Source organism: Bacillus sp. Root131, from assembly GCF_001429475.1.
Classification (GTDB): domain Bacteria; phylum Bacillota; class Bacilli; order Bacillales; family Bacillaceae_G; genus Bacillus_A; species Bacillus_A thuringiensis_S.
In genome coordinates, this window is record NZ_LMJQ01000045.1 from 51127 (window position 1) to 71938 (window position 20812).

Here is a 20812-nt window from a genome sequence, read left to right on the forward strand (position 1 = left end):
GATTATTTTAATGTGTAGCGTTCTGAACGCTTCTCTAACATCTGTTGTACGATTGATAATAAGAAACAAATAACCCAATAAATAAGACCTGCTTCAAAATAAACAATTAAAAACTCGTAGTTCATCGCCGCAATCTCCTGCGCTTTTCGGAACATTTCTGTTACTAAAATTAATGATGCTAATGAAGTATCCTTCACTAAGCTAATAAATGTATTCGAAAGCGGTGGAATTGATACGCGCGTTGCTTGTGGTAAAATAACACGTTTTAATGCTTGTGGATATGTCATCCCAATTGTGTAAGCTGCTTCCCACTGCCCTTTCGGAATGGAAAGGATAGAAGCACGAATAATTTCAGATGCATATGCACCGACATTTAATGAAAATCCAACAACTGCTGCTGTATATGGCTCAACTTCAATATTAAGAGTTGGAAGACCATAGAAAATAATAAATAACTGTACAAGAAGTGGCGTTCCGCGAATGATAGATACATAGATACGAGCAATCCATTGTAAAATACGGCTACCAGAAATACGTGCGAGCGCTGTTAACGTTGCCAGTATAATCCCGATAATAAATGTAATAAGCGTTAATGGAATTGTCGTAAAAACAGCTTCCTTCAGCATAGGCATGAAGGAAGACTGCATAATATCTATCCAAGTAGACAATCGATCTGAAACCAATGCACTACTTAGATACATTTTCACCGAACCATTTTTTCGTTATTTTGTCATACGTACCGTCTTTTTTCATATCTTCTAACGCTTTATCTACTTCTTGTACAAGCTTAGTGCTACCTTTACGGAATAAGAATCCACTTTCTGAAGCTTCTTTTTCAGTATCTACAATTTTAATTTTCGCATCTTTTTTCGTTTCTAAGTAGTTTAGTACTGATAACTTATCATTGATTGTGAAGTCAACGCGTCCTGAAGCTAATAATTCTGCTGCTTGGCTAAATCCTTCTACACCAATAATTTCCGCACCATTTTTCTTAGCGATATCTGCATAGTTACTCGTTAAAGATTGTGCTCCTTTTAGTCCTTTTACATCAGCAAATGTAGCAGGCTTATCTTTATCTTTTGCAATAACTAATGCCGCTGAAGATGAAACGTATGGCTTAGAGAAATCGTATTTCTTTTGACGATCTTCACGAATACCAACTTCGTTTGCAACCATATCGAAACGTTTTGCATCTAGGCCAGCCAGTAAGCTATCCCATTGTGTTTCTTTAAATACAGGTTTTACACCTAAACGTTTTGCAACTTCTTCTGCTAATTCAACATCAAATCCAGTTAATTTATTGCTTGAATCGTGGAACGTAAATGGTGGGTATGTACCTTCTGTACCAATTACAAGTTCACCGCTTTGTTTAATCTTTTGTAACGCGTCTTGACTAGCTGTATCTTTTTTCTCTTCTTTACCGCAGCCGGCTACAATCCCGATCGCTAATGTAGTTACTGCAAGCACTGAAAATAATTTCTTCATGATTGTAATCCTCCAAGTATTCTGATAGGAATTTAAAAACTATATTGATTGTATGCAATCTTGAACAATTTTTCAATGAAAATGTTCTTATTTAGTTTATCCTTTTTCTTCATAATCAAACAAAGGGGAAAAATAACGCCACATACAAAAAATAAGTAACATTTTTTAATATAGCATTTATAAAGAAAAAGGTAAAACAATACTTCTTATTTAACTGTCGTAATTCGCTAAAGAGTCGACATGTTCATCAATAAAAAAGAACTTGTGAAAATCACAAGTTCTCCTCCATACCTATTAAGCACTCTGATTGCCTTCCATTTGCGTTTTATACATATCATAATAACGCCCACGCTTTTTCATGAGTTCATCATGAGACCCTTTTTCCAAAATCGTCCCTCTATCGAGCACAATAATTTGATCTGCGCTTTTAATTGTTGAAAGGCGGTGAGCGATAATAAACGTCGTTCTTCCTTTTTTCACAACTTCTAGTGCTTGTTGAATCATCGCCTCTGTTTCTGTATCAATACTAGACGTTGCTTCATCTAGTATTAAGATAGCTGGATCAAAAGCAAGCGCCCTAGCAAACGAAATAAGCTGACGTTCTCCAGTGGAAAGCGTACTTCCCTTTTCTGTAATTTCTTCATTTATATTGTTTGCAAATCTTTCAGCACCAACATCACGTAGCGCCTTTACAATGCGCTCTTTTGAAATTTTTTCGTTTTCTAAGCTTACGTTGTAAGCGACCGTCCCGCTAAATAAAAACGGGTCTTGCAATACGATTCCCATATGCTCACGAGTTGCTTGTTTCGGCATTTCTCTTACATCATGACCATCAATCGTAAGCTTTCCTTTTTCAAACTCATAAAATTGAAAGAGTACATTCATGATAGAACTTTTTCCTGATCCAGTATGACCGACAAGTGCCACTGTCTCGCCTTGTTTCGCTTCAAAAGAAATATTTTTTAACACTTCATCTTTTCCATTATAAGAAAATGATACATTATCAAATTTTACATTTCCTTTTAAACGAGGCATACGTTCTTCTTCTACCGCTTCTCCTTTTTCCTCTAACAATTCAAAGACACGTTCTGATGCAACGCGCGCTTGCTCTAAGTTTGCAAGCTGGTTCACCATATTCGTAATTGGCGAGAATAATCGTGTTAAATAATCGACGAACGCATACAGTACCCCAAGTGAAATAATACCTGTAGCACTTAATGACGCACCGCCGAAATACCAAATCACTCCTGTGAAAGCGATATTTCTTAATACAGCTACTAAGTTATGCGAAGTTGCTGCATTTAAATTTAAAATTTTATTTTGATACTTAAAATAATCGCCGTTTAATTCTTCAAATTCTTTTTTCGTTTCACGCTCTTGACGGAACGCTTGAATAATTGGCATCCCTTGAATGGATTCATTCACTGTTCCGTTAATATCGGATAAACGTGAACGCATTTTATGATTATATACAGACGCATATTTTCTATAAAGAATCGCCCAAACAATTAAAATTGGGATAATTAATAAACATAATGAAGCGAGCTTCACATCTAATAAAAATAGCGCAGCGAATATCCCAATAATATAAATAATACTAGAAACGAATGTTGCAAGTACAGTTACATATAAATCACGAATGGCCTCTGTATCATTCGTCACACGCGAAACAATTTTCCCCGCCGGTAAATGATCGAAATAACGAATCGGCAACGTTTGAATATGAGAAAACACATCTTCCCTCATAATTTGAATAATTTTGTTCGCTGCCTTCTGCAAGAAGAACTGCTTTCCGTATGCAAATAATGATACGACTACTAATAAAGCGAAATAGCCACCACCAAGTAATAATAGACGGTTTATTTCTGGTTTATAAAATGCAAACACTTCTTCTTTCGTTAATGCCTTCGCTTTATACACTTGCACCGCCTTACCATTTTGAACGGTAATCATATCACCTTTTACAGTACGTGACCCTTCAATATTCACTTTATTCGGTACAAAATAATATTGAAAACCGACTTGCATCACACGTACTTCTTTACCTTTTGTCTCGCCTTGTTCAAAGCGATCACTTCGCTTATAAAAAGCGCCATTATATGAAACAGCTTCTTCACTCTTTTCTGTTTCATACCAAGGTTTCTCTATCCCGACGATATGATCATCAATCATCGTTTTAGCGACGAAAGGACCAGCAAGCTCTGCAATGACGAAAATAAATAACATTAGCATCGCTGCAAAAATCGTCCCCTTCACTTTCATCGCATATTGAAACAATCGTTTTGAAACGCTCATATTTTCACCCCACTATCCGCACTTTCACTTTCACCTTGTTGTCTTTCAAACTGCTCAGCATACCAGCCTCCGCTCTGGATAAGCTGAGCATGTGTACCTTCTTCCATTACTTGCCCCTCATCCATAACGAGAATCCAATCCGCATGTTGCACTGCAGATAAACGGTGCGTCGTAATAATCGTCGTCTTTCCGCTTCTTTCTGTTCTTATATTTTCAATGATCGCTGCTTCCGTACGAGCATCTACAGCTGATAAAGAATCGTCCAAAATTAAAATTTCTGGATTTTGAATAACAGCTCGCGCAATCGAGATCCTTTGTTTTTGCCCTCCTGATAAAGAAACACCTTTCTCTCCAACGAGCGTTTCTAATCCTTCTGGTAAAAACTCTAAGTCTTTTTTAAACGCAGCAATTTCAATTGCTTTCTCAAGTTCTTCTTCCGTCGCTTCCCTATTTCCGAATAAAATATTTTCTCTCGCTGTTTTTGAGAACAAAATATGTTCCTGAGGTACATACCCAATCCATCCGAGTACATTTTCATTTGTTATTTTATCTAATGTCACATCAGAGACCGCAATATCTCCATCTCCAAGCGGATATTGACGAAGAAGCTGACGTACAAGCGTCGTTTTCCCGCTTCCTGTTTTTCCGACAACCCCTAGCGTTTCTCCTTGCTTTAATGTGAAAGAAACCTTCTTTAAATTTTCTTCAGTTGATGAAGGGTATGAGAAAGACACATCATCAAACTGAATATAATCCGGATCTTGCACAAGCTTTGGATGTTTTGGATTCTTTACATCTGGCTCATACGCTAACGTTTCATTCACACGGTCAAGCGAAGCATTTCCTCTTTGCATAACATTGATTAATTCACCAATTGCAAACATCGGCCAAATCATCATCCCTAAATACACGTTAAAAGAAACGAGTTCACCAAGCGTCACCTTTGACTGGAACACAAGGTATGCACCGTACACTAAGCCGATTAAATAACTAAGACCGACAAGCATTTTCACAGTTGGTTGGAATAATGCATCAATTCTTGCTACCTTCATATTTTTTTCGTAGACGTCATCTCCTAAATGATGAAATCTTTCCTCGTCTGCATTCTCTTGTACGTATGCACGAATAACACGCACACCAGCAATCGATTCAAGTACTTTATCATTCATATCTCCGAACGCATCTTGCGCGACTGTAAATCTCTCATGCAATTTCTTTCCATATATGTTCATCGCATACGCCATAATCGGAAGCGGTATAAGCGCCGCAAATGTAAGCTCCCAACTAATTGTAAATCCCATCATAAAGACAATCGTAAGCATATATAAACTCGAATCCACGAGCGTTAATATACCGAAACCAGCTGTCATAGCAATTGCTTTTAAATCATTTGTCGCTCTCGCCATTAAATCACCCGTACGATTTTTATGATAAAACGTCGGTGTCATTTTAAGTAAGTGCCCCATAAATTTAGAGCGCATCGTTTTCTCCAGTACGAATGCTCCCCCAAACAGCTGGTGTTGCCAAACGAAAGTAAGACCATATCCAATTACCGTAACCCCTATTAAAATGAGAATAAATTGCATAATCTCCGCATTCGTTAACGTTCCTGTTTTTATATTATCTATCGTAACCCCTAACACTTTCGGGGGAATGACTTCAACTATATTTACAATTAAAAGAGCTCCAATAGCGATACTATATCTCTTCCAATGCTCTTTAAAAAACCATTTTAGCTTTAGTAATACTGATAACAATGTAACCTCTCCCTTCTCGTTCTCGTTTAACTCTCACTTCTTTATCCACTATCCAGACCCATCACATTTACATTTCGTAACCCATACAATCTCATCACATTTTTCCACCTTCCAAAATTTTCATCGTAACCATACAAGGAAAAATAAACAAAAAAAAGCATACCGCCGCTTGACGATATGCACAAAAATGCATAAAAAGCGTACGTTACGATATACGCAACGTACGCTTCTTATAAGACAGAGAATGCCTTATATATCCGCACGGGTTGCGTAATGATATGAATGTTTTCTGCCATTTAACAGAGCTAAGCCCATTACATTTACGATTACAATCATTACGCACACCCCTTTCATTTATTTTCCATTTATAATCTTACAACTTTATTGAGTATTCTGTCAATTATTTTTTTTACAAACTGAATAAAAATATACGCTACATCATTTTGAAATAAGAGAATATTCCGTAAGAAAGGGCATACAAAATAAAAAAAGAATAAGAAATCGTTTTCACAAACATTTCGTTTGAAAAATGTTATCAAACCCCCTACAATCACCTTATACTCACTCTTACAAGTTGCTATTTTAGGAGGACTAATCATGACAACTAGCAATACGTACAAATTTTATTTAAACGGAGAATGGAGAGAAAGCTCTTCAGGAGAAACAATCGAAATTCCATCTCCATACTTACACGAAGTAATTGGACAAGTACAAGCAATTACTCGCGGAGAAGTAGATGAAGCAATTGCATCTGCAAAAGAAGCTCAAAAATCATGGGCTGAAGCTTCCCTACAAGATCGCGCAAAATACTTATATAAATGGGCTGATGAGCTCGTAAATATGCAGGATGAAATTGCCGATATCATTATGAAAGAAGTCGGTAAAGGCTATAAAGATGCGAAGAAAGAAGTTGTTCGTACAGCTGACTTCATTCGTTACACGATCGAAGAAGCTTTACATATGCACGGAGAAAGCATGATGGGCGATAGCTTCCCTGGCGGAACGAAATCTAAACTTGCGATTATCCAACGCGCACCACTTGGTATTGTATTAGCAATCGCACCATTTAACTACCCAGTAAACTTATCTGCTGCAAAACTTGCACCAGCATTAATTATGGGTAACGCTGTTATTTTCAAACCAGCAACTCAAGGTGCAATTAGTGGTATTAAAATGGTGGAAGCACTTCACAAAGCTGGCCTTCCAAAAGGTCTTGTAAACGTAGCTACAGGACGCGGTTCTGTAATTGGTGACTACTTAGTAGAACACGAAGGCATCAATATGGTATCGTTCACAGGTGGTACAAACACAGGTAAACATTTAGCGAAAAAAGCTTCAATGATTCCACTTGTATTAGAACTTGGTGGTAAAGATCCTGGTATCGTTCGTGAAGATGCTGACTTACAAGATGCTGCAAACCATATCGTAAGCGGTGCATTCTCTTACTCTGGTCAACGTTGTACAGCTATTAAACGTGTACTTGTACACGAAAACGTAGCGGACGAGCTTGTTGACTTATTAAAAGCACAAGTAGCTGAACTATCAGTTGGATCTCCAGAACAAGACAGCACAATCGTTCCATTAATCGACGACAAGTCTGCTGACTTCGTTCAAGGTTTAGTTGACGACGCTGTAGAAAAAGGTGCAACAATCGTTATCGGTAACAAACGTGAGCGTAACTTAATTTACCCAACATTAATCGACCACGTAACAGAAGAAATGAAAGTTGCTTGGGAAGAGCCATTCGGCCCAATCCTTCCAATCATCCGTGTTTCTTCAGATGAGCAAGCAATTGAGATTGCTAACAAATCAGAGTTCGGTCTGCAAGCAAGTGTCTTCACAAAAGACATTAACAAAGCATTTGCAATTGCTAACAAAATCGAAACTGGTTCTGTTCAAATTAACGGACGCACAGAGCGCGGCCCTGACCACTTCCCATTCATTGGTGTAAAAGGTTCAGGTATGGGCGCACAAGGTATTCGTAAGAGCCTTGAGTCTATGACACGTGAAAAAGTAACAGTATTAAACTTAGTTTAATTTTATATGTAGAAGCTGATCTAGTTTAGATCGGCTTCTTTTTATATCAAATAATTATTCATTCCTAATCACAAACTCTTCTCTATAATCTGATTATTACTATATCCATTGACGTATAAAAATTCATTTGTTACTCTTAAAGACGTTAATTTAATATTTAAATCCTCATTCGTATCTCGGTGAGGTAGAGGTTGCAATCATTAAGAGTATCATTTCAGGAGATGTAGTGGCATTGATGAAGGAATGAGAAAGGAATGGTTGCCGAAGTAAGTCGTGTCCACCATGCACGCTTGCTGGGTCTGCATTTAATAAGTGCAGAACTGTCACAAACGTTTCGTTTGTGGAGAGCTATCGAGAGGTATGTCGTGGGTTTCTTATAAGATAGAAAGCATGTAGCGGCAGATTACGTGCTTTTTTTGTTTTGTTTGGGACTTCTCTTCCTGACTCAGGAAGACATACATATCTCCTCGCTTGACTTGGTTATACTAACTTTGGAGGTATTTTTCTATGCAACAAAAAAAATGGGGCTTTTGGGTACTAACAGCTTTCGTTGTCGGTAACATGGTTGGCGCTGGTATTTTCATGGTGCCAAGTACGTTGGCACAAACAGCAAGCCCACTCGGTGTCACTTTAGCTTGGTTAACTACAGGGTTTGGTGTTTTAATGCTAGCTCTTGTTTTCGGTAATTTAGCAATTCGTCGTCCTGATTTAACGACAGGGCCACAAAGTCATGCATATGCTTTATTCTCAACACCAAAAAAGAAAAAAATGGCTGGTTTCAGTATGGTATGGGGATATTGGGTTGCAAACTGGGCAAGTAACGTTGCCATCATTACATCATTTGCGGGATATTTATCACTCTTCTTCCCAATTATGAAAGATACGCGACTACTATTTTCAATCGGCTCGTTTAACGTAGAAGTCGGAAAACTAATTACATTTACGATTTGTTCCATCTTACTTTGGGGAACTCATATTATATTAACGAACGGTGTAAGCGGAGCTGGAAAACTAAACTTCTTAGCAACAACAACGAAAGTAACTGGATTCCTTTTATTCATCGTCGTTACGTTATTTGCATTCGAAGCTTCTAAGTTTGGACAATGGTACACACCGATGATTGATAAATCAGGTGCATCACACGGTCTTCTTTCACAAGTAAATTTAGCTGCTCTTACAACGCTTTGGGCGTTTATCGGAATTGAATCAGCCGTTCTTTTATCAAACCGTGCTGTTTCTCCAAAAACGGTAAAACGTGCAACAGTTGCGGGATTACTTATTACAGTTGCGATTTACTTAGGAATTACAATTTTAACAATGGGTGTACTTCACGTTGATAAATTACAAACTTCTGAACGTCCATTAGCAGATGCACTAAACGCTGCAATGGGTCATGGCGGCGGGAAACTGATGGCATTACTTGCTCTTACTTCCCTGTTCGGTTCTATCTTAGGCTGGATTTTATTAAGCTCAGAAGTACCTTATCAAGCAGCAAAAGAAGGTTTCTTCCCTTCCTTCTTCACGAAAACAAATAAAAAAGGAAGTCCAATTTACTCATTACGATTAACAAACATTATGTCGCAAGTATTCCTATTCTCAACATTATCAGGAACTATTGCGGAAGCTTATACATTCGTTATTACCGTATCAACACTGGCCTACCTCATTCCATATCTCGTTTCACCAATCTTCCAGTTAAAACTAGTCGCAACTGGTGAAACATATAAAAATGAAATGCGGGCAAGAATTACAGATGGTATAGTCGCAGTGATCGCACTTTGCTACGCACTATGGGTTATTAAAACCGGCGCATCCGATATAAAAACGTTCCTTCTCGGAATTGGTTTATTCGTAATTGGATTTGCTTTCTATCCATTAATGAATCGTGATCAGAAAAAAAATAACGAAAAGAAAAACGGGCAAGTTGCATAACGCAATTTGCTCGTTTTTTCTTTTGTAAAACATATATAATAGAACAAAGAGGTGAAAAACATGTCAATCGAATCGCTATGGAGCAGTCGCTTCCAACAACATATTCAAAATATCATTACATACTTTGCACGTATGATTAACGGTTTACTATATAGCTTTATCTTTATTTCATGCGTTGGCGCATACTACTATGCTCAGTTTCTAAAAGCATCTCCTTCTAAAGGAATATCTTTAATAATTATAACGATTGTACTTACGTTCATTATAACGAGATGCCCTATCCGTACATTTATTCAAAAACCTGATGCTGTCTATTTGCTTGCATTAGAAGAGAAATTAACATCCTATTTCAAAAAATCTCTTCTATACAATTACATCATTCAACTTTTTCCATTATTATTTACGTTCCTTATTCTCGTACCACTTGCTATGCAATCATTGCAATTAACTGTACCTTTTTTATGTACAATCTTTATCGCGTTAATGATTACGAAAGCTTGGAACATGTACATACATTGGATGTGGCGTGATAGTCACGAAAAAAATATATGGCTGATCATTCGTATTACTTGTAACGCCCTAATCATTTACATGCTGTTTTATTCCGCAAATGTTCTCATATTGGGCGGACTACTCTTACTACTTGCTTTCCTAATTCTATATACGAAAAAACAGCCTACAAAGCGAATACCGTGGGATTACATAATCGAGCAAGAAGAAAAAATGAACGTTCGTTTTTATCAATTTGCTAGCATCTTCACCGATGTTCCGCAACTAAATAAGCAAGTAAATAAAAGAAAATGGCTTACAACTTGGATTGAACCTTTATTACATAAAAAACGAGCAACTTTCTTCTACTTACATACACTAGCATTTTTACGTGGAAATGATTATTTCGGTATATATATTCGCTTAGGATTGATCGGTGCTTTCGCCTTATATTTTATACCAAACATATACGTAAAAGGTGCTATCGCTTATATCGTTCTATATATGATCTCTATGCAGCTTCGTTCACTATGGAAATATTTTTCGGGAAATATTATTGCAGCATTATATCCAATCCATACTGAAGAAAGAATGAAACAATTTCTTAGCTTAATCTTTATATTGCTAAGTATTCAACTCATTGTATTTTCGAGTGTTATACTCATTGCTACAGGTCAATTTTTACATAGCCTTATCATTATGATTATCGGGTTACTCTGGATCAAATTTATTATTGTACCAAAAACGAAGCAACGCGTTTCTTCGTTTTAACAAAAAGAAATATCTTAAAAGCCAAGGAGAAAATAAATTATCCTTGGCTTTTTTATTTTGCTTCCTCAAACAAGAATCACTGAAACAACCGATATTTTATGATTTTTACATACAAAAACGATAATACATGTTTACATACTAATAAAAAGGGTATCTATTAATTAACAGAGTAAAGGAGGGGCCTATATTGTGAATAAAAAAACGGAACAATTGAAGCATCACGTTACTGACAATCAATGCAAACATGCTTTAACAACAAATCAAGGGGTAAAAATAGCTGAAGATGAATTTTCTTTAAAGATGGGCTTAAGAGGCCCAACCTTAATGGAGGATTTCCACTTTCGCGAGAAAATGACTCATTTTGATCACGAACGAATTCCCGAAAGGATTGTTCATGCACGCGGGGTTGGCGCTCATGGTTATTTTCAGCTTTATGAATCTTTAGAAACATATACGAAAGCAGATTTTCTTACTAATCCTTCAAAGAAAACACCTGTATTTGTACGGTTCTCAACCGTTCAAGGTTCTAAAGGATCCAACGACACAGTAAGAGATGTACGCGGATTCGCCACAAAATTTTATACAGATGAAGGAAACTATGATTTAGTGGGTAATAATATGCCAGTATTCTTTATCCAAGATGCTATTAAATTTCCTGATTTTGTCCATGCAGTTAAACCAGAACCACATAATGATATTCCTCAAGGAGCTAGCGCTCATGATACCTTTTGGGACTTTGTTGCGCATAATCCTGAGTCCACTCATATGGTCATGTGGCAAATGAGCGACCGAGCTATTCCGCGTAGTTTACGAATGATGGAAGGTTTTGGAGTTCACACATTTCGACTCATTAACGCAGAAGGAAAAGCCCATTTCGTAAAGTTTCACTGGAAACCTACCCTCGGGGTTCATTCATTAGTATGGGATGAAGCTCAAAAGATTGCTGGGAAAAATCCTGATTTTCATCGTCAAGATTTATACGAAGCAATTGAAAAAGGGGATTATCCTGAATGGGAACTTGGATTACAGTTAATTCCAGAAGAAGATGAACATAAATTTGATTTTGATATTTTAGATCCAACGAAATTATGGCCAGAAGAAAAAGTTCCCGTAAAATTAGTTGGTAAAATGACATTGAACAAAAATGTTGATAACTTCTTTGCTGAAACAGAGCAGGTAGCTTTTCACCCTGGTCATGTCGTACCAGGTATTGATTTTTCAAATGACCCTCTTCTGCAAGGAAGATTATTCTCCTATACAGATACACAATTATCTCGTTTAGGGGGCCCTAATTTCCATCAAATCCCTATCAATCAGCCCGTATGTCCTTTTCATAATAATCAACGTGATGGTATGCATCAAATGCAGATTCATCGCGGTCAAACAAGCTATCATCCTAATGGATTAAATAACAATCAACCTGCAACCGTCCAAGCCGAACAAGGAGGATATGAACATTATCAAGAAAAGATTGATGGGCATAAAATTAGAGGTCGCAGTAAAAGCTTTCTTAACTTTTATTCTCAGGCTAAACTTTTCTACAATAGTATGAGCCCTATTGAAAAGCAGCACATAAAAGAAGCTTTTTGCTTTGAAGTTGGGAAGTGTAAATCAGACATGGTGAAGGCAAATGTAATTGCTCTCTTAAACCACGTCGATCGTCAATTAGCACAAGAAGTCGCTAACATTATTGGAGCTCCTTTACCTAAGGAAAATCACGAAGTAAATTCAGATGCAAAATCACCTGCACTAAGTATGTCCAATACTATTTTTAAATCTGATTCCAAAAATGTTGCAATTCTATTAAATGGTGACCCAAGCGTCTCACTTCTGTCCGAATGGATTCAAGCTTTTGTACAACACCGAATTAACTATAGCATCATAGATAATAAAATTTATCAGTTCAATGATTCCATTAAAGTAACTGATACTTATACAACAACAGACTCCTCCCTTTTTGATGCAGTATTAGTGTTTAGTAGTGAGTCTGTCATTCACCCCCCTGTTTTAGAATTTGCAGAAACTACTTTTAAACATTTTAAACCGATAGCTCATGTTCTTAGTAATCCTCATGCTTTGGACCATAGTAAGATTAAACTGGATGGAGCAGGAGTTTACAACTTAACAAACACTTCAATTGAGTCATTTATAGAAGGCATTGCCCAAGGACGATTCTGGAACCGATAATATAATGTAAGGAGCGGATTAGAATGAGTAAAAAAATTGCTATTTTAATAACGGATTATTTCGAGGACACAGAATACACAGAGCCAGTAGAAGCTTTTAAACAGAAGGGATATGAATTAACAACTATTGAAATGGAAAAAGGTAAAACGGTACACGGTAAACAAGAAAAAAGCGAAGTCGTAATTGATAAAAATATTGATGGTGTTTCTCCAGAAAACTTTGATGCACTCTTCATACCCGGTGGATTTTCTCCAGATATACTTCGTGCAGATGAGCGTTTCGTTCGCTTTAGTAAAGCATTTATGGATGCAAAAAAACCTGTTTTCGCTATTTGTCACGGACCTCAGCTACTCATCACTGCACAAACACTTGAAGGACGTGATGTCACTGGATATAAATCTATTGAAGTCGATTTAAAAAACGCCGGCGGAAACTTTCATGACACAGAGGTTGTCGTATGCCAAAACCAGCTAGTCACAAGTAGACAACCAGAAGATATACCGGCGTTTATTAAAGAATCATTGCGTATATTAGGATAACTACTTTGGTTAACTAACCTCCTTTTATTTACATGAAAATAATGAATCAGTGGGGTTTTATTCATCCCCCCACTGATTCATTAGCCCTCACCAACTGGTCGTTTACAGGAAATCCGACCACCACAAATAGCAAGATAAATAAAAAGAGGGGAATCCAAAAGTTCAGTTTTAATAATCTTTTGGATTCCCCTCTTTTCTCGCCCAAAAATTCCTTATCACTTTTCATAGGCAGTTCTCATATAGTGAAAATGACTATATAATTCCTATCCATAAGTTAAATAATGATTTCGCACATATATAAATACAAAAGATGGGAGCCCTATTTATGAATAACAATCCACCTTCAACGCCCCAAGACAACTCCGAAAACAATAGCCGTGATATCACACTGCAAACATTAAGGGTCATCGGACTCGTCGTCCTTATTAGTGGTTATATCCTCGTTGCGCTCTCTGAAGTAGGTGAGCTGAAAGTCTTATTAACAAACCCAAATAGCAATCCTGATTTAGCTGAAGTTGATCCGTTTTAAAAAGAATAACATATCACCCTTCCTAAAAAAACGTAACAACTGATTCATTCGGCTGGGCAAATTTTGCGAAGTTATGGATAGAGTCATCCCCGCATTAAATACGGGGATGACTCTAATTATTGAATGACTTCTTCTAAATGATTCTTCAAGTTCCCTAAATACTTCTCTATATCCGGATTCTTCACCACATCATAACAAGCAAAACTCTTTAACGGACTCATACCGAGAAACTTCTGCACGCGGTGTAAATGACTAAGCGCTGATTCTAAACTTTCTCCTTCAAAGAACTTCGTCTTATCTCCAAATGCTTTTTCAGGTGCATTCCAAGTTGTAGAGAACATATACTCTTTCTCTTTTAATAAACCACCTGTTCCATATTCATCAGCACCTTTAAAGAACAAACCGTATTCATATACTTCATCCATATACGTTTTAAATAAGCCCGGTACACTAAACCAGTAAATCGGCGTTTGATAAATCACAACATCAGCCCATAAAAACTTATCTTGTTCTTCTTTAATATTGTAACCATCTTGAATCGTTGTTGTTTTCACATGATGATTCTCGCCTAATACAGTAACCATATAATCTACTAACGTTTTATTTAATCGTCCTTCCTTTGTACCGTATTTTTCATGTCCATTTATAATAAATATATTTTTCATCGCTTTCCTCTCCCCTATATGATCTACTCTTCAGCTATTAAGCCGAGTTGCTGCTGTAGTGTAAGATTATCTTCTAAATGCCAATCTTCCGTTATCTTTCCGTCTTTCACATGTAAAATATCAATTGCAAAAAAATTAATTTTCTTACCATTATGTGTTCCTGTAAAAGAAAGACGGGCTGTTACTTTATCACCAACAACTAATAAGTCTTCAATCTCGCAATGTATATCAGGCACAACTTTACGAAAATTTTGCGCTGCAAACTTTAATCCTTCAATGCCTTGTGGTCGCCCTTTCGGCAATGTATTATCGAAGAAATCTTTAGTAACAGTCTGCGGAATAAGTTCCTCCTTACCTGTATCCCAAAATGCATAAAAACGCTGCGCCGCATGAACCATTTCTGTCGCTTCTTTTTTACTTAGTGAGGGATCAATTGTCATTGCTTTTGGCTTTGGCATTTCTTTTAATAATTGAACTTCAGTTTTTTGTTCCACACCACATGCTACAAGCACAATACAAATAACAAACAAACTAAGAAATCCAAATAACTTTTTTATCCCCATGGAAATCACCACCTCCTTATATAAATCCTTTTTGCTTCGTATTACTATTGTATATACACTAACTTCCTTTATGGAAGTAGTGATATTTTTTTCATATAGTTACCAAAAGTATAGTTTTGTGATACTATAAAGCAAATTCATCCAAAAAAATTTTATGGAGGCTAGTTCCATGAACAATATAGATCCAGTTGAATTAACGAAAGGTTTACCTGGCATACCTTGTCCTATCGCTAAAACGCTTGATGTAATTAGTACAAAATGGACATTTTTAATCATTCGTGATCTTCTTATCGAAGGAACATTACGCTTTAGTGATTTACAAAAATCAATGGATGGGATTAGTCCAAAAACATTATCGCTTCGACTAAAAGAATTAGAATCCCAAGGCATTATAACGAGAAAAGTATATCCAGAAGTTCCGCCTCGTGTAGAGTACACATTAACGGATAAAGGAAAGCAATTAGAGGGGATTTTTATTGAATTAAAACGGTTTGGGTTAAGTTTATAAAATGAAACTTTAATCAGGATAAAACAAAAACCCCTTACCGTCGTAAGGGGTTTTATTACTTCGCAAAACTTTCAGCCAACTGTTTCTCTCTCCACATAAATGTAATGCCGAGACCAACTATTAAAACAACGCCTGAAAATGCATATGGATAATGAATATTCATATCAAATAATATTCCGCCCATCGCCGGTCCTGCGATATTTCCTAAACTCGTATAAGTCGAGTTCATACCAGCAACGAATCCTTGCTCTTTTCCAGCTGCTTTTGATAAAAACGTCGTTAAAGCTGGACGAAGTAAATCAAATGCTAAGAAAATGAAGCAAGTAACGAGAAGTACAATCCAATAATTAAAGACTACAGTCGAGACGAATGCTAATACTGCCCCTACAATTAAACATATTTGGATTAATACTTTCTCACCGAACATGTCTACCAATTTGCCAAACATAAATACCTGTACAACTACCCCAAAGATTGAACTAATTGTAATAATCGCTGCAATATCTTTCGGCGAGAAACCAAATTTATGATCAGAGAACAAGCTAAACACTGTTTCATACGCTGATAATCCGAATGCGAGTACAAATACAATAATAAATGCAATTGCATACATTGGATGTAATGATTTTTTTAAATCACCAATAAAACTTGATTCCTTCGTATTAGAAGAAATCTCTGCAAGTTCTTCTTTCGTTAACGGTTCTTTTAAAATAAAAATCGAAATCACACATGCTATAAAAGCAATCACTGCTGCAACGAAAAACGGCACACGTATACCGTATTCTGCAATAAATCCGCCGATTCCAGGCCCTATAATGAATCCAGTACTAATAGCCGCAGATAAGTATCCCATCGCCTTTGGACGTTCCTGAATAGATGTAATATCCGCAACATATGCCGTAACACCAGGCATAATAAACGCAGCACTAATTCCGCCTAATACCCTTGCTACATAAAGCATCCATACATCTTTTCCTAATCCAAAAAGAAGTTCTGAAACACCAAAAATAAATAATCCAATGATGATCATTTTCTTCCTACCGTAAAGGTCAACCCATCGGCCTGTAATAGGTGAAGTAATGAGCTGGGCCATTGCAAATACTGCAACGAGATATCCCATCGTCTTCCCTGTTAAATGCATGTCATTCATAAAGGACGGCATAACCGGAATGATTAATCCAATCCCTAAAAAAGCGATAAATATATTACTCAAAAGAATGACCAATACCATCTTTTGTTCTTTTATCGGTTTCTTCACTTTTAACACCTCTTCCCGTAAGCTCCTCTCAAAAAATAATGCCCAAGAAGCTTTTTCTTTATCCTGCTATTTGTGGGCTAATCATGAGTAGAGATGCCTCCACTCATTAGAATTTCACTCTATCCTTCCACACATACATAAATATTAGGTGAATGACTATCATTCATTTCCCCTCAAAAATAAACCTACCTTTTCAGACAGGTTCATCTCACTATTTCTTTATATGTAGTGCATGTGTTAAAAAATCTAGTACTTCTGCCTTTTGTAGCTCGACCTGCTCATCATCTTTATGATCATATAAATAAACTTGTTCCGCTGCTGATTCAACAAGAGCAATAAATAACTTCGCTGTTCGCTCTGCGTGAACCGAATCACGAATTTCACCGGCTTCTTTCGCCCCACTTAAAAATTCACTTAGCCACATATAAAGAGGCTCATACACAGCTTCCCATTCTTTTATATGTTCCGTAGATGCAAGACCTGCATACATTAAAGCTTGTATTTCACGATATTCCTCTATAAAGTGAAACACCGCATCGATTACTTGTGCCACTTTATTTGAAAAAGGTACATCTTTTTGTACTTTTTCTTTCACTGCAAGTATCATCTTTTCAACCATCACTTCTGCTATTGCAGGCATAACAGATAGCTTAGAAGGAAAATATAAATAGAAAGTTCCTTGCGCAATGCCAGCTAATTTCACGATATCAGAAATCTTCGTTTTTTCGACGCCCTTTTCCTGAAACACTTCAATAGCTGCATAGACAATTTTCTCTTTTTTATTCATCATCTAAACCCTTTCACACGCGTATTGAATGACTGTCACTCATTTTATAAAATAACTAGCTGTACTGTCAATTATCGTGCACTTTTTATAATAAAAATCTCCTAACGACTTGTTAGGAGATACAGTATATCTTTACGAAAGTGCCTTTAATCCTGTCACTCCACATACAATAAGAAACACACTAATAATACGCGCTTTACTTTTCGACTCCCCAAACAAGAACATGTTTAACAAAACTGCACCTGCTGTTCCGATACCAATCCAAACCGCATACGCGACACTTACTTGTAAAAATAAGAAGGAAGTATATAAAAATGCGAAGGATGTAGCAAACCCACCTATATAAATCGCACCATTGGCTAAAGTTTTATCTTTACTATACATTTTAAGACCGATCACACCGACTATTTCACTAATTGCAGCACAAAATACGAAAAACCAACCCATTTTTAAGCAACTCCTTCCACAGTTTCTTCTTTATTGTCAGCTAACTTTAAACCGATAACGCCGGCTACTACCATAAGAATGAAGAATAGTTTGCCTGCGCTGAAACTTCCACCGAAAAGAAATACATCCATTAAGAAAGTACCTACCGTACCAGCTCCAGCGAAAATAGCATATACAGTTCCTGTTGCAAGATGTTCACACGCTTTAGAAAGGAAGTGAAAATCAACAGCGATAACTCCTAAAATAATAATCCAATGCCACCAAGTATTAGCCGTATTAAAACCAAACACCCAAAAAATTTCAAAGATACATGTTAATATGACATATAACCAAGCTCTATTTTTCATACCTCTCACCTCTTATGACTGACTATCAGTCATTTTTGTTTTAAAAAAATATACTCTTTCATCAATACTATATAAAAACAACTATCATCCTCATTTACCATTGTATTTGTTCCATTTCTAAGCTAAATGCATCCTGTCACATAAAAATGACTGAATGTCATTCATATGTATTGTACATGAACATTTTAAAAATTGTCAATGCCGAAAGTTTATTTAAAATTTCTATCATCAGATTTGTATATTTCCTAATAATCTGTCAATAATGCTAGTAACATAATATTTTCTCCACTCCCCCTTGGAGAGATCCCTTGAATGGAGCAGTTAGCTTTTGCTAGCTGCTCTTTTTTATTTATCCGCACACTATGATGAAATACTCATAGATCAAATCCATTTTTCATCACATAACAACATCTATTTATTTTCCAATGAGCCTTTGTATGCACTAATTTTATTCTCGAGCATCTTCTCTGTAACTTCTAAGTTTTCTCTTTGAATCTGAATAGATTTCCTATGATCTTCTAGAAGCTGTAAACGAGCTTCTGTTGTATGCTCCCCTTCTGTATATAGTCTAGCGTATTCTCTTATTTTCGCTATTGGCATTTGCGTTTGTTTTAATTTCATTACAAACTGCAACCACTTTATATGTGACTCTTCGTAAAGTCGATTTCCATTTGTATCACGATTTGCAATTAATATACTTTCCTTTTCATAATAGCGTAGTGTATGTGTGCTCACTCCTAATAATTTTGCTACCTCGCTAATTGTGTACATACTCAAACTCCCTTCACATGCTTACCCTCATATATCTTATGACCGAATCAAATTTATAAAAAACATTTGACTTAGAGTATACTCTAACAAATACAATCTAACCATAAATGAATTTGAATTTAGGGGGATTTTATATGAAATACACGGTTATTACTGGCGCAAGTTCCGGAATTGGTTATGAAGCAGCTTTAGCATTTGCATCTCGCGGAAAAAATTTAGTACTTGTAGCTCGAAGACAAGAAGAATTAAACGGATTAAAATTGAAAATTAACGAAATGCATCCTGAGTTGGATGTTGTCATTCGAAAAACTGATTTATCTGTGACTGAAGATGTTTATAAACTTTATGAAAGCCTACAAGCTTTTCAAATTGAAACGTGGATTAACAACGCAGGTTTTGGTAATTTCGCCTCAATTGCTGAACAAAATTTAAATAAAATAGAGACGATGTTGCATGTCAATATAGAAGCACTAACAATACTCTCTTCTCTTTTCGTTCGAGATTATTCAATGGTTGATGGAACACAGCTTATTAACGTTTCATCTGGCGGCGGATACACGATTGTTGCTGATGCTGTTACGTATTGCGCTACGAAATTTTATGTAAGTGCCTTTACAGAAGGGCTGTCTCACGAACTGAAAGAACAAGGCGCAAAACTGCAAGCAAAAGTTTTAGCTCCTGCTGCAACTGAAACAGAATTTGCGAAACGTTCATTTGATATTGATGAATTCCAATACGATAATGTTGTACCAAAATTCCACACTGCAAAACAAATGGCACAATTTATGCTCGATCTTTATGATAATGATAAAGTTGTAGGGCTTGTCGATGGTTCTACTTATAACTATGAGCTTAAAAATCCCATTTTTAATTTTGCAGTACGAAAAACGAATTCAAGTTCTTAATTCCCCTAAAATATAGATGCCCACTATTACATAAATAATAGTGGGACTTTTCTCTCTCTGAAACTTTCACCCAACATACCGAACCATCGCCACTTCATCACAATAATCAACCTTTGGACAATGTCTACAATCAATCCATACTTTCTCTGGTAACGCCTCTCTATTCACAAAATCAAACCCGCACTTTTGAAAAAATTCCGTTTCATATGTTAAAGAAATGACTCTATTCACTTTTATTTTCGCTGCTTCATTTATTACATGGTTCACTAACATACGCCCTATCCCTTTTCCTGCATATGTATGCGAAACTACTAACGATCGTATTTCTGCAAGATCTTCCCCCAATACATGCAATCCAGCAACTCCAACAATTTTCTCGTCCTCTTTCATAACATATAAACATTGCAAATATTGATAAAGAGACAAAAGAGATCGCGGTAAAACAACTCCCTCTTTTGCATAAACCTCAATAAGACTATAAATTTCTTTCACATCACTCGTCACCGCATTACAGATTTTCATATTACATCCCCTTGCCCT

The 20812-nt window shown here is 36.5% G+C and carries 21 protein-coding genes and 1 riboswitch; of the genes, 8 read left to right on the forward strand and 13 right to left on the reverse strand.

Features of this window, described 5'->3' with window-relative positions:
* Nucleotides 1-2: 2 nt before the first annotated feature.
* The 4 genes from ASE54_RS32605 to ASE54_RS32620 all read right to left on the reverse strand — a co-directional run bounded on the left by ASE54_RS32605 (nucleotide 3) and on the right by ASE54_RS32620 (nucleotide 5537).
* Nucleotides 3-701, reverse strand: a complete 699-nt coding sequence (locus ASE54_RS32605) for an amino acid ABC transporter permease (protein ID WP_000281496.1) — start codon at nucleotides 699-701, stop codon at nucleotides 3-5.
* Nucleotides 688-1485, reverse strand: coding sequence for an amino acid ABC transporter substrate-binding protein (locus tag ASE54_RS32610; protein WP_000732844.1), 798 nt, complete (start codon nucleotides 1483-1485; stop codon nucleotides 688-690). Before ASE54_RS32610 ends, ASE54_RS32605 begins: the two co-directional genes overlap by 14 nt.
* Nucleotides 1486-1779: 294 nt before the next feature.
* On the reverse strand, nucleotides 1780-3780 hold the full coding sequence (locus tag ASE54_RS32615) for an ABC transporter ATP-binding protein (protein ID WP_000116623.1): 2001 nt from the start codon (nucleotides 3778-3780) through the stop codon (nucleotides 1780-1782).
* Nucleotides 3777-5537, reverse strand: a complete 1761-nt coding sequence (locus ASE54_RS32620) for an ABC transporter transmembrane domain-containing protein (protein WP_000953777.1) — start codon at nucleotides 5535-5537, stop codon at nucleotides 3777-3779. The genes ASE54_RS32615 and ASE54_RS32620 overlap by 4 nt, the downstream gene beginning before the upstream one ends.
* A gap of 597 nt (nucleotides 5538-6134) precedes the next feature.
* On the opposite strand from ASE54_RS32620, the gene gapN reads away from it, so the two are divergent.
* From gapN to ASE54_RS32645, 5 genes are all read left to right on the forward strand, one after another.
* Nucleotides 6135-7574: an NADP-dependent glyceraldehyde-3-phosphate dehydrogenase gene (gene gapN, locus ASE54_RS32625; protein ID WP_000213618.1), complete on the forward strand. Its 1440-nt coding sequence runs from the start codon at nucleotides 6135-6137 to the stop codon at nucleotides 7572-7574.
* Between the two features lie 177 nt (nucleotides 7575-7751).
* Nucleotides 7752-7933, forward strand: a riboswitch (Lysine riboswitch).
* Between the two features lie 148 nt (nucleotides 7934-8081).
* Nucleotides 8082-9506, forward strand: a complete 1425-nt coding sequence (locus tag ASE54_RS32630; protein WP_001186305.1) for an amino acid permease — start codon at nucleotides 8082-8084, stop codon at nucleotides 9504-9506.
* A gap of 60 nt (nucleotides 9507-9566) precedes the next feature.
* Nucleotides 9567-10766 carry an ABC transporter permease gene (locus tag ASE54_RS32635; protein ID WP_000021356.1) on the forward strand — a complete coding sequence of 400 codons (1200 nt, stop codon included), beginning with the start codon at nucleotides 9567-9569 and terminating at the stop codon, nucleotides 10764-10766.
* A 189-nt stretch (nucleotides 10767-10955) separates the two neighbouring features.
* The gene (locus ASE54_RS32640; protein ID WP_001036539.1) at nucleotides 10956-12953 is read left to right on the forward strand and encodes a catalase; all 1998 of its coding nucleotides are present in this window, start codon (nucleotides 10956-10958) and stop codon (nucleotides 12951-12953) included.
* A gap of 23 nt (nucleotides 12954-12976) precedes the next feature.
* Nucleotides 12977-13492 (forward strand): type 1 glutamine amidotransferase domain-containing protein, encoded by a 516-nt coding sequence (locus tag ASE54_RS32645; protein WP_000037536.1) that lies wholly within the window; start codon nucleotides 12977-12979, stop codon nucleotides 13490-13492.
* Nucleotides 13493-13553: 61 nt separating this feature from the next.
* Here ASE54_RS32645 and ASE54_RS36640 read toward each other — a convergent pair whose 3' ends face one another.
* Complete coding sequence (locus tag ASE54_RS36640; RefSeq protein ID WP_163115714.1) at nucleotides 13554-13718, reverse strand: hypothetical protein; 165 nt, start codon at nucleotides 13716-13718, stop codon at nucleotides 13554-13556.
* Between the two features lie 99 nt (nucleotides 13719-13817).
* Between ASE54_RS36640 and ASE54_RS32650 the strand changes: the two genes are divergently transcribed.
* Nucleotides 13818-14021 carry a hypothetical protein gene (locus tag ASE54_RS32650; protein ID WP_001063872.1) on the forward strand — a complete coding sequence of 68 codons (204 nt, stop codon included), beginning with the start codon at nucleotides 13818-13820 and terminating at the stop codon, nucleotides 14019-14021.
* A gap of 116 nt (nucleotides 14022-14137) precedes the next feature.
* On the opposite strand, the gene ASE54_RS32655 is transcribed toward ASE54_RS32650, so the two are convergent.
* The gene (locus tag ASE54_RS32655; RefSeq protein ID WP_000789180.1) at nucleotides 14138-14686 is read right to left on the reverse strand and encodes an NAD(P)H-dependent oxidoreductase; all 549 of its coding nucleotides are present in this window, start codon (nucleotides 14684-14686) and stop codon (nucleotides 14138-14140) included.
* Nucleotides 14687-14709: 23 nt separating this feature from the next.
* Nucleotides 14710-15249 carry an ester cyclase gene (locus ASE54_RS32660; protein ID WP_000511560.1) on the reverse strand — a complete coding sequence of 180 codons (540 nt, stop codon included), beginning with the start codon at nucleotides 15247-15249 and terminating at the stop codon, nucleotides 14710-14712.
* Between the two features lie 169 nt (nucleotides 15250-15418).
* On the opposite strand from ASE54_RS32660, the gene ASE54_RS32665 reads away from it, so the two are divergent.
* Entirely contained in the window at nucleotides 15419-15757 is a 339-nt protein-coding gene (locus ASE54_RS32665) for a helix-turn-helix domain-containing protein (RefSeq protein WP_001059470.1), read from the forward strand.
* Between the two features lie 55 nt (nucleotides 15758-15812).
* On the opposite strand, the gene ASE54_RS32670 is transcribed toward ASE54_RS32665, so the two are convergent.
* The 5 genes from ASE54_RS32670 to ASE54_RS32690 form a co-directional block, all read right to left on the reverse strand.
* Nucleotides 15813-17015, reverse strand: coding sequence for a tetracycline resistance MFS efflux pump (locus tag ASE54_RS32670; protein ID WP_000742956.1), 1203 nt, complete (start codon nucleotides 17013-17015; stop codon nucleotides 15813-15815).
* Nucleotides 17016-17226: 211 nt separating this feature from the next.
* Nucleotides 17227-17805, reverse strand: a complete 579-nt coding sequence (locus tag ASE54_RS32675; protein ID WP_002162922.1) for a TetR family transcriptional regulator — start codon at nucleotides 17803-17805, stop codon at nucleotides 17227-17229.
* 129 nt (nucleotides 17806-17934) lie between these two features.
* A complete protein-coding gene (locus ASE54_RS32680) occupies nucleotides 17935-18249 on the reverse strand; it encodes a multidrug efflux SMR transporter (protein ID WP_000539671.1) in 315 nt (104 codons plus the stop codon).
* Between the two features lie 2 nt (nucleotides 18250-18251).
* Complete coding sequence (locus ASE54_RS32685) at nucleotides 18252-18596, reverse strand: SMR family transporter (protein WP_000796019.1); 345 nt, start codon at nucleotides 18594-18596, stop codon at nucleotides 18252-18254.
* Between the two features lie 411 nt (nucleotides 18597-19007).
* Nucleotides 19008-19367 carry a MerR family transcriptional regulator gene (locus ASE54_RS32690; protein ID WP_000288075.1) on the reverse strand — a complete coding sequence of 120 codons (360 nt, stop codon included), beginning with the start codon at nucleotides 19365-19367 and terminating at the stop codon, nucleotides 19008-19010.
* Between the two features lie 134 nt (nucleotides 19368-19501).
* On the opposite strand from ASE54_RS32690, the gene ASE54_RS32695 reads away from it, so the two are divergent.
* Nucleotides 19502-20272 (forward strand): SDR family NAD(P)-dependent oxidoreductase, encoded by a 771-nt coding sequence (locus tag ASE54_RS32695; RefSeq protein ID WP_000878080.1) that lies wholly within the window; start codon nucleotides 19502-19504, stop codon nucleotides 20270-20272.
* A gap of 66 nt (nucleotides 20273-20338) precedes the next feature.
* Here ASE54_RS32695 and ASE54_RS32700 read toward each other — a convergent pair whose 3' ends face one another.
* Nucleotides 20339-20794, reverse strand: a complete 456-nt coding sequence (locus tag ASE54_RS32700; RefSeq protein ID WP_000686659.1) for an N-acetyltransferase — start codon at nucleotides 20792-20794, stop codon at nucleotides 20339-20341.
* Between the last annotated feature and the right edge of the window lie 18 nt (nucleotides 20795-20812).